13 protein-coding genes and 3 tRNA genes are annotated in these 17,366 nt (G+C 43.4%); 13 read left to right on the top strand and 3 right to left on the bottom strand.

The features are described 5' to 3' along the window. The first annotated feature begins 412 nt into the window (after nt 1–412). From nrdH to nrdF, 4 genes are all read left to right on the top strand, one after another. Entirely contained in the window at nt 413–643 is a 231-nt protein-coding gene (nrdH, locus tag FGL80_RS01955) for a glutaredoxin-like protein NrdH (RefSeq protein ID WP_029508861.1), read from the top strand. A 104-nt stretch (nt 644–747) separates the two neighbouring features. After that, a complete protein-coding gene (gene nrdE, locus FGL80_RS01950; RefSeq protein WP_147001779.1) occupies nt 748–2,919 on the top strand; it encodes a class 1b ribonucleoside-diphosphate reductase subunit alpha in 2,172 nt (723 codons plus the stop codon). Nucleotides 2,920–2,949: 30 nt separating this feature from the next. Further along, on the top strand, nt 2,950–3,390 hold the full coding sequence (locus FGL80_RS01945; RefSeq protein ID WP_009999797.1) for a class Ib ribonucleoside-diphosphate reductase assembly flavoprotein NrdI: 441 nt from the start codon (nt 2,950–2,952) through the stop codon (nt 3,388–3,390). A 2-nt stretch (nt 3,391–3,392) separates the two neighbouring features. Then, nucleotides 3,393–4,370 (top strand): class 1b ribonucleoside-diphosphate reductase subunit beta, encoded by a 978-nt coding sequence (gene nrdF / locus FGL80_RS01940; protein WP_055307368.1) that lies wholly within the window; start codon nt 3,393–3,395, stop codon nt 4,368–4,370. Between the two features lie 34 nt (nt 4,371–4,404). On the opposite strand, the gene FGL80_RS01935 is transcribed toward nrdF, so the two are convergent. Next, nucleotides 4,405–5,073 (bottom strand): phosphatase PAP2 family protein, encoded by a 669-nt coding sequence (locus FGL80_RS01935; protein WP_055307369.1) that lies wholly within the window; start codon nt 5,071–5,073, stop codon nt 4,405–4,407. 192 nt (nt 5,074–5,265) lie between these two features. Here FGL80_RS01935 and FGL80_RS01930 point away from each other — a divergent pair. Continuing rightward, a tRNA-Tyr gene (locus FGL80_RS01930) sits at nt 5,266–5,348 on the top strand. A 38-nt stretch (nt 5,349–5,386) separates the two neighbouring features. After that, nucleotides 5,387–5,458: transfer RNA gene (locus tag FGL80_RS01925), tRNA-Gln, on the top strand. A gap of 95 nt (nt 5,459–5,553) precedes the next feature. On the opposite strand, the gene gpmA is transcribed toward FGL80_RS01925, so the two are convergent. Beyond that, nucleotides 5,554–6,267: a 2,3-diphosphoglycerate-dependent phosphoglycerate mutase gene (gpmA, locus tag FGL80_RS01920; RefSeq protein ID WP_029509470.1), complete on the bottom strand. Its 714-nt coding sequence runs from the start codon at nt 6,265–6,267 to the stop codon at nt 5,554–5,556. A gap of 108 nt (nt 6,268–6,375) precedes the next feature. Continuing rightward, a complete protein-coding gene (locus FGL80_RS01915) occupies nt 6,376–6,576 on the bottom strand; it encodes a cold-shock protein (protein WP_010001709.1) in 201 nt (66 codons plus the stop codon). 350 nt (nt 6,577–6,926) lie between these two features. On the opposite strand from FGL80_RS01915, the gene FGL80_RS01910 reads away from it, so the two are divergent. The 7 genes from FGL80_RS01910 (at nt 6,927) to rlmB (ending at nt 17,327) form a co-directional block, all read left to right on the top strand. Beyond that, nucleotides 6,927–7,011, top strand: a tRNA-Leu gene (locus tag FGL80_RS01910). 106 nt (nt 7,012–7,117) lie between these two features. Further along, on the top strand, nt 7,118–7,459 hold the full coding sequence (locus tag FGL80_RS01905) for a hypothetical protein (RefSeq protein WP_010001708.1): 342 nt from the start codon (nt 7,118–7,120) through the stop codon (nt 7,457–7,459). A 2-nt stretch (nt 7,460–7,461) separates the two neighbouring features. Continuing rightward, nucleotides 7,462–8,274: a triose-phosphate isomerase gene (tpiA, locus tag FGL80_RS01900; protein ID WP_055307440.1), complete on the top strand. Its 813-nt coding sequence runs from the start codon at nt 7,462–7,464 to the stop codon at nt 8,272–8,274. A 270-nt stretch (nt 8,275–8,544) separates the two neighbouring features. Further along, complete coding sequence (rpoB, locus tag FGL80_RS01895) at nt 8,545–12,159, top strand: DNA-directed RNA polymerase subunit beta (protein ID WP_147001778.1); 3,615 nt, start codon at nt 8,545–8,547, stop codon at nt 12,157–12,159. Nucleotides 12,160–12,304: 145 nt separating this feature from the next. After that, on the top strand, nt 12,305–15,967 hold the full coding sequence (gene rpoC / locus FGL80_RS01890) for a DNA-directed RNA polymerase subunit beta' (RefSeq protein WP_147001777.1): 3,663 nt from the start codon (nt 12,305–12,307) through the stop codon (nt 15,965–15,967). 194 nt (nt 15,968–16,161) lie between these two features. Beyond that, nucleotides 16,162–16,569: a Mini-ribonuclease 3 gene (locus FGL80_RS01885; protein ID WP_010003348.1), complete on the top strand. Its 408-nt coding sequence runs from the start codon at nt 16,162–16,164 to the stop codon at nt 16,567–16,569. Continuing rightward, nucleotides 16,566–17,327 (top strand): 23S rRNA (guanosine(2251)-2'-O)-methyltransferase RlmB, encoded by a 762-nt coding sequence (rlmB, locus tag FGL80_RS01880; protein WP_029509476.1) that lies wholly within the window; start codon nt 16,566–16,568, stop codon nt 17,325–17,327. Before FGL80_RS01885 ends, rlmB begins: the two co-directional genes overlap by 4 nt. The last annotated feature ends 39 nt before the right edge of the window (nt 17,328–17,366 follow it).

Here is a 17,366-nt window from a genome sequence, read left to right as displayed (position 1 = left end):
ATACTACACGGTATTATACCAGAAAACGCCATGAAATAAAAATGTGGCTGGGGGGATAGGGCATGCAATGCGTCGTTGACGTTATTGGAAACGAACACATTTTCGCTTGTTGTCAAGTAGCTTGGTTAGCACAAAAGACCGTTAGGCGCGAAAACTGGCACTTTTGACGTGTTTTCTAAGTTTTTTGTGATGGTTTCATTTGTGGTGAAATTGGCATAATCGTTGATATATCGGTGTTTTTCACGCACAAAAAATAAGTTTGTGAAATTTAAAATCATTTTTCTCGGCAAACAATTGCTAACATTGTCTCGTGTCGAACAACTGTTTGTGAAGACGTATATTGTCCTTGTTTAATTTCCAAAACAGGGTAAACTAGCAATAACAATTAAGACAAAAGATTGAGGCAACGATTATGGAAAAAGTAACTGTTTATACAAAATATAACTGCGTACAATGCAAAATGACGAAGAAGTTCTTGTCAGCGCAAGGTATCCCCTTTAAGGAAATCAACATTGAAGAAGAAGTCGCATATGTGGAAACGTTAAAGGCTGACGGGTTCCGACAAACACCCGTTGTCGCCATTGAGGGCATGCCAAAGTTTTCTGGTTTCCGCCCAGACGTACTCAAAAAGATTTCAGCTTAATTAAAGCAATTAATGAAGAAAGACCAAAGGCGGAAGTCAACGGCGATGAGTTGTTGATTTCCGCCTTTATAACAAATACAATAATATAGTAAGGGATTGTAATTATGCCATTAAAAGAGATTAACTTAGATAAGGTGACTTATTTTGACTTGAACAACCAAGTCAACATTCCGAAAAACAATCAGATTCAACTTGAAAAAGACCAAGAAGCGCTAGATGCTTTTCTCACAGAAAACGTTTGGCCGAATGTTTTAAAGTTCGACTCTTTGTCAGAACGTTTTGAGTGGCTTTTTGAGCATAACTTTTTGGAACGTGCCTTTATCGAACAGTATCGCTTAGCGTTTATTGAGGAATTGTATGCTTACCTTGAAGGCGAAAATTTCCACTTCAAGTCATTTATGGCGGCATTCAAGTTCTATAATCAATATGCGCTTAAAACAAATGATGGCCAATATTACGTTGAAACTTACATCGATCGTGTTGCGATGAATGCATTGTATTATGCTGCGGGTAATGAAGCGTTGGCCTTGCGTTTGGCCGATGAAATGATTCACCAACGTTACCAGCCAGCCACACCAAGTTTTTTGAATGCTGGGCGGGCGCGTCGTGGTGAATTGGTGTCATGTTTCATTATTCAAACGTCTGACGACATGAATTCAATTGGACGAACGATTAATTCGGCGTTGCAACTTTCAAAAATGGGTGGTGGTGTCGGCATTAACGTGTCAAACTTGCGTGAAGCTGGGGCACCGGTCATGGGAATTGCCAATTCGGCTGGTGGCGTTGTGCCAATCATGAAGTTGTTGGAAGATTCTTTCACATTTTCATCACAAGTTGGCGCACGCCAAGGGGCTGGCGTTGTCTATTTGTCAGTTTTCCATCCTGACATTATGGCATTCCTGTCAACTAAGAAAGAAAACGCGGATGAAAAGATCCGTGTTAAAACGCTATCGCTTGGCTTGACCGTGCCGGACAAATTCTATGAATTAGTGCGCAAGAACGAGGATATGTACTTGTTTAGTCCGGCAGATGTGGAAAAGGTGTATGGTGTCCCATTTAACTATGTCGATATTACAGCTGAATACGACAACATGGTAGCCAATGATCAAATTACGAAATATCGACTCAATGCGCGGACGCTTGAAGAAGAAATTTCAAAGTTGCAGCAAGAATCTGGCTACCCTTATATCCTTAACGTTGATGTGACCAATCGTGCCAACCCAATTGCGGGTAAGATTGTGTCATCAAACTTGTGTTCGGAAATTTTGCAAGTTCAGACGCCATCTGAACTTGATAACGGGCAACAATACACGCGTTTGGGGTCAGATGTCAGCTGTAACTTAGGATCAATCAACATTGTGAACATGATGGCAACGCCTGATTTTGAAACATCTGTTGATACCATGGTACGCGCTTTGACGTTTGTTTCGGATACGTCAAACTTGGATGTCGTGCCATCAATTGCCAAGGGAAACCAAGAAAAGCATGCCATTGGCCTTGGGGCAATGGGCTTGGCAGCTTATTTTGCGCAAAACCAAATGTATTATGGTGATGAAGCGTCCCTTGATTTTACGTCAACATTCTTCATGACGTTGAACTATTATTCAATTAAAGCGTCAATGAAGTTGGCTAAAGAACGTCAAGAAAAGTTCTTTGAATTTGACAAGTCGACGTATGCTGATGGTACTTACTTTGATAAGTACCTCACGCAAGATTGGACACCGAAAACACCACAAGTTGCCGATGCTTTTGCTAACCATCATGTGCCAACGCAACGTGACTGGTTAGAATTAAAGGAAAATGTCATGAAGTATGGGATGTATCATGCCTACCGACATGCCATTGCACCAACCGGCTCAATTTCTTATGTGAACGACACCACCGCAACATTGTTACCAATTGTCAATAAAATTGAAGAACGTCAAGAGGGGATGATCGGAAAAGTGTACTATCCTGCTCCTGGTTTAAACAACGAGACGATGCCATACTACGTGTCAGCTTACGACACTGATATGCGAAAAGTCATCGATGTTTATGCCGCGGCACAAGAACACATTGACCAAGGCATGGCCTTAACGTTATTCATGCGTTCAACGTTGTCAACGGTGTTGTATGAATGGAAAAAGGGTCGGACAGAAAAAATGACAACACGTGATTTGACGATTTTGCGTCACTATGCCTTTAATAAAGGGATTAAGTCATTGTATTATGTCCGCACATTTACGGATGATAACCAAGAATCTGGTGTGAACGAGTGTGAAAGTTGCTCGATTTAAGCACATCACGGTACAAGGGATAAGAGGGTCATGGTCAAAATTAATATTTTATATGCGTCAACAGAAGGTAACACAGTATCATTTGTCTCAAAGTTAAGCGAAGTGGCAGCGGCGTATGGCGATACAGTCGTAGCGCGTTGTATTGGGGATGAAACGGATTATGCTAACGAGACAGAGCCATTTGTGGCTATTGTACCAACCTATTTAACAGGTGGTACCGGTACTGGGCCAGAAGTCACCGAGATTTTTACGAATGCCTTGGGCGATTATATCGCCTTTGGTCGAAATCAACATTATCTCAAAGGTGTCATCGGCTCGGGCAACCGTAATTTTAACGTCCAATTCAATTTGACAGCGATACGTTACGCTGAACGGTTTAACGTACCAATGTTATACGCCTACGAATTACGCGGTAGCACATTCGATGCAGACAAAGCTTATCACTTAATCAAACCAATATTTGGAGAATAACTGTGGTACAACATTTAAAAGACAATTCATATACAGCAATTAACTGGAACAGCATTGAAGATGAGTTAGATAAGGCAACTTGGGAAAAACTAACCCAACAATTTTGGCTCGACACACGTATCCCAATTTCAAATGATTTGCGGCATTGGCGTGGCGACATGTCACCACAAGAACAAAAAGCGATGAACCTTGTCTTTGGCGGGCTCACGACGTTGGATACGCTACAATCACAAGATGGGCTGGCGCAACTGAAGTTTGATTCGCTTAATCAAAAAGAAGAAGCTGTCTTGAATAACATCCAATTTATGGAGTCTATTCATGCGAAGTCTTACTCATCAATTTTTGAGACGTTAAACGAAAAGTCAGAAATTGAAGCTATTTTTGATTGGGCCGATAATAACGAATTCTTGCAATATAAGGCCAACCGTATTAACGATATTTACCAAACAGGCACATCGTTGCAAAAGAAAATTGCATCTGTCTTTTTGGAAACGTTCTTGTTCTATTCTGGTTTTTATACACCGCTGTATTTCTTGGGACACAACAAGATGCTGAACGTGGCTGAAATCATTAAGTTGATTATTCGTGATGAATCAGTTCACGGGACGTACATTGGCTATAAGTTCCAAATTGGCTTTAACCAATTGTCTGAAGATGAACAAGCAGAATTGCAAGCTTGGATGTATGATTTGCTCTATGATCTTTATGAAAATGAAGAGAAGTATACACATGAATTGTACGATGACTTGGGCTGGTATGATCAAGTCATGACCTTCCTCCGTTATAATGCGAATAAAGCGTTGATGAATCTTGGTCAGGAACCTATGTTCCCTGATGGTGCCGAGGATGTGAATCCGGTGGTTATGAATGGCTTGTCAACATCAACGGCTAACCATGACTTTTTCTCAGGTGTTGGGAACGGGTATCTCTTGGGTGCTGTTGAGGCGATGGAAGAAGACGATTACACAATCGGACAATAATAAAAAGCGTGATTGCAAATCGCAATCACGCTTTTTAAATTTCTTCGTTTTCAAATAATGGGACGCGTCGTTGTAGGAAAGTGGCAAACTTTGGATAAAGCGTGGCCGAAAGGATCACCCAAGCATAGGCGAATAGAATTGCCGCAACTGTATCACTGAAAAAATTAGCGTTGAAGTACAAACGACTCATAATGGTTAGAGCCCCGATAAGTTGGGTCAACCAAGTAATGATGATTTGCGCACGGTAGCTGTTGATGTTTGGCGTCACCAAGATGCCAATAATGAAAATGACGACGAACAGCCCGAAGACGTGCGAACTGGGAAATGATGATGCCGTGTCTGATAATAAATGACCAACTGGTCGTGGCCGATTGACAATGAAGCGGATGATGCTCAAAAATAAATCGCCGAGCAAGACGCTGGCAACAGTCCAAATCGCTGGGACACGCAATTGCGCAATGATGAGTATGCCTGCCAAAATGAAGGCGTAAATAACGTCGACGACAGGGTTACCCAAAAAGGTCGCAATGGCCATGACGGTGTCACCAAAGTTAGTTTGCACAGTGTTGAATAAACTATGCAACAGTTGGTCGAATGCGACAGGCACCAGGATATTAAATTTAGTGAGTAGGCCGAGTAGACAAGCAATCAGAAAGCAAATCAGAGCTTGTCGGCGCTGTTTATTGGTGGCGGATACAATCATGAGTTACAACTCCAAATGCAGTTTTTTACCTTATTCTAGTATAATGAATGCCTGCCATATAAACAAGATAATTTATTTGAAATCCAGTTATCGGCAGTCGGATCATTATCAGCAAAAAAAATAAAAAAATTTGCGAAAAGGGGTTGTCAAGGTTTTAAATATTTGTTATTATAATATAGTTGTTTGAGACATGGGAGTGTAGCGAAGTCTGGCTAAACGCGACGGACTGTAACTCCGTTCCTTCGGGTTCGTAGGTTCGAATCCTACCGCTCCCATAGCCGATTAATAGTTAACGGCTGAATAAATTAACTATTGCCCCTTGGCCAAGCGGTAAGGCAGCGGTTTTTGGTACCGCCATGCGCTGGTTCGAATCCAGCAGGGGCAATCTTAAAAAACCGGCATACGTGATGTATGCCGGTTTTTCTTTGGCAAAAAAGGCATAAAAAAGCCTAGTCATCATCAGATAACTAGGCTAGAGAATTACTTTGTCAAAGTCTTCTTAGAAACAACTGACAAATCATCAGCAAGGTCATAAACCAATGGTTGACCGTTAGCGATTTCAACATTCAAGATGTCTTCATCTGAAATGTTTTCCAAGTGCTTAACCAAGGCACGCAATGAGTTACCGTGGGCAGCGATGACAACGTTCTTGCCAGCCTTCAATTGTGGGGCAATGTCTGATTCCCAGAATGGCAAAACGCGTTCCAATGTGATCTTCAAGTTTTCGCCCAATGGCAATTCACCTTCAGGCACATCAGCATAACGACGGTCAAAGGCAGGGTATGTCTTGCCTTGCACAGTTACTTCTTCATCGTAGCTGTCCAACAATGGTGGCAAAACGTCGTATGAACGACGCCAGATGTGGACTTGTTCAGCACCCCACTTTTCAGCAGCTTCGGCCTTGTTTTGTCCTTGCAAAGCACCGTAATGACGTTCGTTCAAACGCCATGACTTTACTTCAGGGATGTACAATTGACCAGCTTCTTCCAAAGCATAGTGCAATGTTGTGATGGCACGTGTCAAAACAGATGTGTAGGCTTGGTCGAATTGGATGCCTTCGGCAGCCAATAATTCACCAGCTTCTTTTGCTTGGGCGATACCCTTGTCTGACAACTTTGTGTCAACCCAACCGTTGAACAAGTTCAATGCGTTCCATTCACTTTGACCGTGACGGATCAATACTAACTTAGCCATGTGTGCTAAACTCCTTAATTTGTGTTTAATCTAACATATTCATTATACCACGAAATTTGGACACAAAAAAACTCGCCGAAGCGAGTTTTTTGTGTTAGTTGCTTAAGATTACAACTTAACGATGTTTGCAGCTTGCAAACCGCGGTCTGAAGTTTCAACTTCAAATTCAACAGCTTGGCCTTCTTCAAGAGTCTTGAAGCCGTCGCCTTGGATAGCTGAGAAGTGTGCAAAGACATCTTCACCATTTTCGCGAGTTACGAAACCGTAACCCTTTTCGCCGTTAAACCACTTTACTGTGCCTTTTTCCATGATATGTTTCTCCTTGGTGTGCTCACCAATGTTATATTTTGTAACTTAAATAATTGGTACTTGAGCGCCTTCCGAGAAAAACAAATCAAAATCAATAACTTTTATTACAAGACCAGTGTACCACACTGGGAGAAATAAGCAAGATAAAAATATAAAAGAATTTACGCGTTAATAAAATGATGTCATCTCAAAGCTAGCAGTTTCTGGGTGTTTTAGCACGAAAAATATAGGGCAGGTAGGGGCTAAATAGCTTTTTATTAAATGATCATTTTGGTGGATTTTTGATAAAAAATATTGACATCTCATGTTGAGTGCGCTAAACTAATAGAGTTGTCAATACAAACAACATCGCAGCCGTGGCGGAATTGGCAGACGCGCAGGATTAAGGATCCTGTGCCCGTTTAGGGCGTGCGGGTTCGACTCCCGCCGGCTGCATCCAAGCTATTTTATCAGGTGACTGATAAAATAGCTTTTTTGTTGTCTCCGGTACGCAATGCTGATTTTTCTTGTGGTAAAATAGTAGTAATGGAGAATAATAATAATGTTACTTTTTAAACGAACAAAGCGCGAACCAAAAACTGAAGATGGCTTATCACAGTCGGATTTTGATTTAATGCAGCAAGAAAATGATAAAATGCTGGATCAGATTGAAGCATTGAAACTGGATGTGTCGGAATTGCAGTCAGAAAACCAACACTTATCAGAGTTGTTAGCACGGAGTAAGCATCAACGGTCTCTTGTTAAAACGGGGATGGGTTTAGGCGTGCTGGTTGTGAGTTACATTTTATTACGTCTAGTTAATGAAGAAGCACAATATACAGCAATGTTGCTACTAATTGAAGCAATCTTCATGTTTGTCATGTTACGAGGAGATGATAAATGATGATGGCGAAAATGCACAAGGCAAAGCGTGTACCGTTTGTGGTTGCAAACTGGAAAATTAATAAGTTGCAGGCCGATGTGACGGATTTTTTGGCGCAAGTTAGCGGTAAGGTACCCGATCAACGCGTCGTTGAAACAGGCATTGCCGCACAAGATTTGTTTTTAGCAGATATGGTGCGGGCAACTAAAGAAACGCCGGTTCACGTTGTCGCAGAAAATGTGCACTGGGAAGATAGTGGGGCCTATACTGGCGAAACGTCACCGAAAGCGTTAAAAGATATTGGGGCAACTTATGTCTTGATTGGCCATTTTGAACGTCGGAAGTTCTTTAATGAAACAGATTCGACGGTGAACCTGAAAGTCACAGCAGCTTTGCGTAATGGCTTGCGACCAATTATTGACGTTGACGAAGATATGAGTACGTACGCGCAGTTTATGGATGCTGAACCATCGGTGGCGCAAGTGGCAGCTGCGCTTGCCGGCGTCTCGGTTGATCAAATTCGGAATGTGACAATTGCCTATGAACCAACATGGGCCATTGGCTCAGGTGAAGCAGCTAGTGCGGACCAAGCGCAAAAAGCGGCACACCTCATTCGACAAACACTAGCCAAGTTGTATTCACCGGTGATTGCTGAACAAGTCCGTATTTTATATGGTGGTTCAGTGACACCGCATAATGCGCGCGAAATTATGCGACAAAAAGATATTGATGGCGTGCTGGTTGGGACAGCGGCACTTGACCCAGATAATTTCTTACAATTAGTCGATATTGCGCGTGATCCAGATGTCCCAGAATTTGATGTTGAACATGTTTAATTAAAAGGGTGTGCACCACAGTGTGTCTCCCGCAAAGGGCTTGCAAATGATTGCAAAAGGCGTATAATTATTCTTAGTAATACTGTGAATAAATATGGCTTTTTGCGAAATATTGTCCGCAATACCTTTATATTGAAGCAAACGTTGTCTGCGGAAACAGCGGCGATTGCTTTTTTTGTGCCTATTCGGGGTCAAGTTCGGTGGTAATCACCATCTTGTAACTGAATTGTAACAAACAAAACGCAGCTAAAAACAAACGAGGTGATAAATGTGGCAGGACATTTAGTAAAGTACGGTAAGCACCGTACTCGTCGTTCATATGCTAGCATCAAAGAAGTGCTTGATGTGCCGAATTTGATTGAAATTCAAACGGCGTCATATCAATGGTTCTTGGATGAAGGTATTAAAGAAATGTTTGGCGACATCATGCCAATCGATGATTTCCAAGGTAACTTGTCATTGGAATACGTTGATTACAAGTTGATGGAACCAAAGTACAACATTGATGAGGCGCGTGAACACGACGCCAACTACTCAGCACCATTACACGTTACTTTGCGTTTGACGAACCATGAAACTGGTGAAATCAAGTCACAAGACGTGTTCTTTGGTGATTTCCCATTGATGACAGAACAAGGGACGTTCATCATCAATGGTGCTGAACGTGTTATCGTTTCACAACTTGTGCGTTCTCCTGGTATCTATTACAACCAAGAAAATGACAAGAACGGTCGCCCACGCTATGGCACAACGGTTATTCCAAACCGTGGTGCTTGGTTGGAATACGAAACAGATGCCAAGGGTATCGCTAACGTACGTATTGACCGGACACGTAAGTTGTTGATGACAGAATTGGTCCGTGCCCTTGGTTTCGGTTCAGATTCTGATATTATCGACATCTTCTCAGACCAATATGACGCTTTGAACATGACTTTGGAAAAAGACGTGCACAAAGATATGTCAGATTCACGTGTTGAAGAAGCGCTGAAGGACATTTACGAACGACTACGTCCGGGTGAACCAAAGACAGCTGATTCATCACGTGCCTTGTTGGTTGCGCGTTTCTTTGATCCAAAGCGTTACGATTTGGCATCAGTTGGACGTTACAAGATCAACAAGAAGTTGTCATTGAAGACACGTTTGTTGAACCAAACATTGGCTGAAACATTGGCTGATCCTGATTCAGGTGAAATTATCGCCGAAAAGGGAACATTAGTTGATAAGACAGTGATGTCAAAGCTTAGCCCATATTTGGATCGCCCAGACTTTAAGACAACAACGTATACACCATCTGGCGATGCTGTTCTAAACGAACCAGTAACGCTTCAAAAGATTAAGATCGAATCACCTGAAAACCCTGAAAAGACATTGCTTTTGATTGGCAATGGTCACATCGGGGAAGATGATCGCACAGTCCGTCCTGCTGATATTTTGGCAGGCATGAACTACTTCTTGAACTTGCAAGAAGGTGTTGGTAATGTCGACGATATCGATCACTTGGGTAACCGTCGTATTCGTTCTGTTGGTGAATTGTTGCAAAACCAATTCCGTATTGGTTTGACACGTATGGAACGTGTGGTTCGCGAACGGATGTCAATCCAAGACGCTAACACAGTCACACCACAACAATTGATTAACATTCGACCAGTTGTGGCAGCCGTGAAGGAATTCTTTGGTTCATCACAATTGTCACAGTTCATGGATCAGACAAACCCATTGGGTGAAATGAACCACAAGCGTCGTTTGTCAGCCCTTGGACCTGGTGGTTTGACACGTGACCGTGCCGGCGTTGAAGTGCGAGATGTGCACTACACGCACTATGGCCGTATTGACCCAATCGAAACGCCCGAAGGTCCTAACATCGGTTTGATCAACTCTTTGGCAACGTATGGTCGCATTAACAAGTATGGCTTCATTGAAACACCATACCGTCGTGTTGACTGGACAACGCACAAGGTAACCGACAAGATCGATTACTTGACTGCCGATGAAGAAGATAACTACATTGTGGCGCAAGCGAACTCACCATTAAATGAAGATGGTAGCTTTGTTCACGATACAGTGATGGCCCGTTTTGGTGAAGAAAACATCGAAACACCAATTGATCGCATTGACTACATGGACGTTTCGCCTAAGCAAGTTGTTTCTGTTGGAACAGCTGCGATTCCTTTCTTGGAAAACGATGATTCCAACCGTGCCTTGATGGGTGCCAACATGCAACGTCAAGCGGTGCCTTTGCTTGATCCGCATGCACCACTTGTTGGTACAGGTATCGAATATAAGGCTGCGCACGATTCAGGTGTTGCCATGATTTCTCGCGCCGCTGGTGTCGTTGAATATGTCGATGGTCGTGAAATTCGTGTTCGTCGTGAAGACGGTCAATTAGATACTTACGAATTGATGAAGTTCCGCCGTTCTAACGGTGGTAAGAACTATAACCAAAAGCCAATTGTCCATGAAGGTGAACATGTCGAAGCTGATGAAGTTTTGGCTGATGGTCCTTCAATGGAAAAGGGTGAATTAGCTTTGGGACAAAACCCATTGATCGCCTTTATGACTTGGCAAGGTTATAACTTCGAAGATGCCATCGTCTTGAACGAACGTTTGGTCCGTGAAGATGTTTATACATCAATTCACATCGAAGAATATGATTCAGAAGCCCGTGATACAAAGCTCGGACCTGAAGAAATCACACGTGAAATTCCAAATACTGGTGAAGATCAGTTGAAGGATTTGGATGCGAACGGGATTATCCGTGTTGGTGCCGAAGTGCATGACGGTGATATCTTGGTTGGTAAGGTAACGCCTAAGGGTGTGACTGAATTATCAGCCGAAGAACGTTTGCTCCACGCCATCTTTGGTGAAAAAGCGCGTGAAGTACGTGATACATCATTGCGTGTGCCACACGGTGGTGGCGGTGTTGTACAAAACGTCCGCATTTACACACCAGAAAATGGGGATGAACTTGCTCCAGGTGTGAACATGATGGTACGTGTGTACATCGCACAAAAGCGTAAGATCCAAGTCGGTGATAAGATGGCCGGTCGTCACGGTAACAAGGGAACGGTTTCCGTTGTTGTCCCTGAAGAAGACATGCCATACATGCCAGATGGTACCCCAATTGACATCTTGTTGTCACCCATGGGTGTGCCTTCACGTATGAACATTGGACAAGTACTTGAATTGCATCTTGGTTATGCAGCTAAGGAACTTGGTATTCACGTTGCCTCACCAGTCTTTGACGGTGCTAGCGATGATGAAATCGAAGCGGCTTTGCGTGAAGCTGGTTTGCCACGTGATGGTAAGTCAGTTGTTTATGATGGTCGTACTGGTGAAGCTTTCGATAAGCGTGTTGGTGTTGGTGTCATGCATTATATGAAGCTTGCCCACATGGTTGACGATAAGATTCACGCCCGTTCAATCGGACCATACTCATTAGTAACGCAACAGCCTTTGGGTGGTAAAGCCCAATTCGGTGGTCAGCGTTTCGGTGAAATGGAAGTTTGGGCCCTTGAAGCTTATGGTGCCGCTTACACCTTGCAAGAAATTTTGACTTACAAGTCAGATGACGTTGCAGGTCGTGTGAAGGTCTATGAGTCAATCATTAAGGGTGAACCAATCCCACGTCCAGGCGTGCCAGAATCATTCCGAGTATTGGTGAAGGAATTGCAAGCCCTTGGCTTGGATATGCAAGTCTTGGATGGCGCAGGTGATGAAGTTGAACTCCGTCAAATGGATGAAGATGATTCAATCTTGCCAGTAGATGCGCTTGAAAAGTTAGTACGCTCAAATCCTGATCTCTTAAACAAAGAAGATGAAGAAGTTGCGGCTGCATTCTCTAAGGTAGAAGCCCAAGAAATGACAGACACAACTGACGAAGCTTAATCATATACAATTAACGTGCGACACAGTTTGTGGCACGTTTGTTATAAGGTAGGTTGAATGCATTATTGAACTTAGCTTATAGCAAACGTGTCAGAACTGGATGCAAACGTTAACTTAATAAATAACGAAAGGTAACAGCAAATAGATGGCAATCGATGTTAACAAGTTCGAGAGCATGCAAATCGGTTTGGCTTCTCCTGATAAGATCCGTTCATGGTCTTATGGTGAAGTGAAGAAGCCGGAAACGATCAACTATCGAACACTTAAGCCAGAAAAAGACGGCTTGTTCGATGAACGCATCTTCGGACCTACAAAGGATTATGAATGCGCCTGCGGTAAGTACAAGCGAATCCGATATAAGGGAATTGTTTGTGACCGTTGTGGTGTTGAAGTAACATCATCAAAAGTTCGTCGTGAACGCATGGGGCACATCGAATTAGCTGCACCTGTTACACACATTTGGTACTTCAAAGGTATTCCATCACGTATGGGACTTGTCCTTGACATGTCACCACGTTCACTTGAAGAAATTATTTACTTTGCGTCATATGTTGTCATTGAACCTGGTGATGCACCAGTTGAAAAGAAGCAACTGTTGACTGAACGTGAATACCGTGAATTGAAGCGCGAATATGGTGCTAGCTTTAAGGCTGGCATGGGTGCTGAAGCAATTAAAGATTTGTTGGCAAGCGTTGATTTGGCTGCCGAAGCAGATCAATTAAAGCGTGAATTACAAGAAGCAACTGGTCAAAAGCGTGTACGTGCCGTACGTCGTTTGGACATTATTGAAGCCTTCTTGCAATCAGAAAACAAGCCTGAATGGATGGTAATGGATGTTATTCCAGTTATTCCACCAGACTTGCGACCAATGGTGCAATTGGAAGGTGGCCGTTTTGCCACATCTGATTTGAACGATTTGTATCGTCGTGTGATTAACCGTAACAACCGTTTGAAGCGTTTGCTTGACTTGAATGCCCCAGGCATCATCGTGCAAAACGAAAAGCGTATGTTGCAAGAAGCCGTCGACGCCTTGATTGATAACGGTCGTCGCGGACGTCCAGTGGCTGGTCCTGGTAACCGACCATTGAAGTCTTTGTCTCACATGTTGAAGGGTAAGCAAGGTCGCTTCCGTCAAAACTTGTTGGGTAAGCGTGTCGACTATTCAGGTCGTTCGGTTATCGATGTTGGACCATTCTTGAAGATGAATCAAATGGGCTTGCCACGTCCAATGGCAATCGAATTATTCCGCCCATTCATCATGAAGGAATTGACAACACGTAAGTTGGCCGGTAACGTCAAGTCTGCTAAGCGTAAGATTGACAAGGCTGATGAAGATGTGATGGACGTATTAGAAGACGTGATCAAGGAACACCCAGTTCTTTTGAACCGCGCCCCTACGTTGCACCGTTTGGGAATCCAAGCCTTTGAACCTGTGTTGGTTTCTGGTAAGGCCATGCGTTTGCATCCATTGGTTACTGAAGCCTATAACGCCGATTTCGATGGTGATCAGATGGCCATTCACGTGCCATTGTCTGATGAAGCACAAGCTGAAGCGCGTTTGTTGATGCTTGCCGCAGGCCACATTTTGGCACCAAAGGATGGAAAGCCAATCGTTGCCCCATCTCAGGATATGGTGATTGGAAACTACTACTTGACGACTGAAGAAGCTGGTCGTGAAGGTGAAGGTATGATTTTCTCTTCTGTTGAGGAAGCAAAAATGGCCTTTGCAAGTAAGGTTGTCCACTATCATACACGTGTGGGTACCCAAACATCATCATTCCCAGCAGAAAAGCCATTTACAGATGAACAACGTTCAAAGATTATGGTAACTTCTGTTGGTAAGTTGTTGTTCAACGAAATTTTGCCAGTTGATTTCCCTTATATTAACGAACCATCTGAAGAAAACTTCAAGGGTGTTGATGATCGCTTCTTTATTGAAGCTGGTGAAAACATTCATGACTACTTGGCGGAAACACCAGTTGTCGGTTCCTTCAAGAAGGGCTTCTTGTCAGACATCATTGCTGAAGTCTACAAGCGTTATAAGGTGACGGAAACATCATTGTTGTTGGATCGCATGAAGGATCTTGGTTATGAAAAGTCAACAGAATCAGGTTTGACTGTATCAATGACTGATGTGACTGAATTGCCAGATAAGCCAGCAATCTTGGAAGACGCCCATAAGCAAGTCGCAACTGTGACAAAGCAGTTCCGTCGTGGTTTGATTACAGATGACGAACGTTACCAACGTGTCATCGAAATCTGGACTAAGGCTAAGGATGTTATCCAAGAAAAGTTGATTGCTTCCTTCGAACCAACGAACCCTATCTTCATGATGCAGGACTCAGGTGCGCGTGGTAACATTTCTAACTTCGTGCAGTTGGCCGGTATGCGTGGTTTGATGGCGGGTCCTGGTGGTAAGATTATTGAATTGCCAGTTACAGCGAACTTCCGTGAAGGTTTGACTGTGATGGAAATGTTTATTTCAACCCACGGTGCTCGTAAGGGAATGTCAGATACGGCCTTGAAGACGGCCAACTCTGGTTACTTGACACGTCGACTTGTCGATGTGGCGCAAGACGTTATCGTGCGTGAATGGAACAACAATTCTGATCGTGGTGTGGCTGTTCGCGCTATCATGGATGGCACATCTGTTGTTGAACCATTGTACGACCGTATCTTGGGTCGCTATGCCATGAAGTCAGTCTTTGATCCAGAAACTGGTGAAAAGATTGTTTCTCGTAACGAAATGATTGATGAAGACATCGCTAAGCGTATTGTGGCTGCTGGTATTGAAGAAGTGACAATCCGTTCTGTCTTCACATCAACGACTGAACACGGTGTTTCTGTGTTGGATTATGGTCGTAACTTGGCAACTGGTGAAGAAGTTGAAGTCGGTGAAGCTGTTGGAACAGTGGCTGCCCAATCAATCGGTGAACCAGGTACCCAATTGACGATGCGTAACTTCCACACGGGTGGTGTTGCCGGTGGAAACGATATCACACAAGGTTTGCCTCGTGTGCAAGAAATTGTTGAAGCACGTATTCCTAAGGGACGTGCAGAAATTTCTGAAGTGACTGGTACAGTTGTTTCAATCGAAGAAAATCCAGCCGAACGTACAAAGGCTGTGACAATTGAAGGCGAAACAGACACGCGGACATACACATTGCCATTGGCTGCGCGCATGCGCTTTGCTGAAGGTGATGCCATTAAGCGTGGTGATGCCATTAACGAAGGCCCAATCGATCCAAAGGAATTGTTGGCTGTTACAGATACGTTGACGACTGAATCATACATGTTGACGGAAATCCAAAAGGTTTACCGTTTGCAAGGTATCGAAGTGTCAGATAAGCATATCGAAGTCATGATTCGTCAAATGTTGCGTAAAGTACGTGTCATGGATCCAGGTGAAACGAATCTTTTGCCAGGTATGTTGATGGATATTGCTGATTTCCAACGCGCCAACGAACCAGCATTGTTTGCTGGCCAGGTACCCGCAACGGCACGTCCAGTGTTGCTTGGTATTACTAAGGCTGCCTTGGAAACAAACTCATTCTTGTCTGCCGCATCATTCCAAGAAACAACACGTGTCTTGACTGATGCCGCAATCCGCGGAAAGAACGATCCATTGGTTGGTTTGAAAGAAAACGTTATCATTGGTAAGATTATTCCTGCCGGAACAGGTATGGCTGAATATCGTAAGATTAAGAGCAAGGTGGTTGGGGATGTGGTTGCACAACCTGACGCTGAAGCTGATGCATCTGCTGATATTCCAAAGTTGGATGACGTCGCAAAGTCATTCGACGCCTAATTCAGCAAAAAAACGTTCACAATCATGTGAGCGTTTTTTTGTGCCATCAACGCCTGTCATACCAATTAGGCCACAAAAAGTACCAATTAGGCCAAAAATATAGGCGTGATCCCCGAAGCCGATTACACTAAAGAAGTTCTTACTTTAGTCAGGAAACTCGTACGCACAAACGTTATCTCGCGTATAATAAGAGTATGACTAATTTACAATATGAACAAATGAACGGGTTATCGTTGGCTTATATCGGCGATGCAATCTATGAACTTGAAGTGCGCCAACATTTGTTATCACTTGGTTTGACCAAGGTGAATGACTTACAAAAGCGCAGTAAACACTATGTTTCAGCCAAGGCGCATGCCGCTTTGTTTGACTTGATGATAACAGACAATCTGCTAACCGATACCGAACTGAGTTATTTCAAACGTGGTCGGAATGCAAAATCGCATACGAAAGCGAAAAATACGGATGTTGTGAGCTACCGTGTCTCAACTGGGGTAGAAGCCCTTTTTGGTTTCTTATATCTATCACAGCAACATGACCGTATTCAATCACTTATGACATGGATTTTTGAACAAGTTGAATCAGGGAGAACAGTAAAATGAAACGTGAACAAGAAACGCCTAACCAAGCCGAATTTGTCTATGGCCATTATGCCAGTGTTGCCGCGCTAAAAGGGACGCAAGAAATCAATAAAGTATGGCTACAGACTGGCTTGCAAGATAAAATTCGCAATGAAGTGACCCAACTAGCTAAAAAAAGAGGCTTAGTCATTCAACAAGCGCCAAAATCAAAGCTGGATGAATTGACTGATGGTGGCAATCATCAAGGTGTCGTTTTGAGTGTCGCAGCCTTTACCTATGCGACAATCGATGACTTGTTTGCCCGGGCAGAAGAACGCCAAGAAGCGCCATTTTTCTTAATCTTGGATGGTATTGAAGATCCCCACAATTTGGGGTCGATTTTACGTACGGCGGATGCGGCCGGTGTGCATGGAATTATCATTCCAAAGCGACGGGCAGTTCAGCTTACGGCGACAGTAGCGAAAATTTCAACCGGTGCGATTGAATATGTACCGGTTGCGCGTGTGACGAATTTGGTGAATACGGTTAATGAACTCAAAGACCGTGGTGTTTGGATTTTTGGGACCGATATGGCTGGGGAAGATTATCGTCGTTGGGATGCCAAAGGTGCAACGGCGTTGGTGATTGGTAATGAAGGCAAGGGGATTTCACCTTTGTTGAAGAAAAAGGTTGATGGCATGCTCACCATTCCAATGGTTGGTCATGTCCAAAGTCTAAATGCCAGTGTTGCCGCAAGTTTGTTGATTTATCAAGGATTTAGCTCACGTAACCCACTGTAATGGTGTGCGAGTAGTTGTTGCAGCGTTAATCGATTGATG

The sequence above is a fragment of the Leuconostoc lactis genome (genome assembly GCF_007954625.1).
Taxonomy (GTDB): Bacteria; Bacillota; Bacilli; order Lactobacillales; family Lactobacillaceae; genus Leuconostoc; species Leuconostoc lactis_A.
The sequence above is the reverse complement of the archived record's forward strand: the minus strand, read 5'-3'. Positions and strand labels throughout refer to the sequence as shown.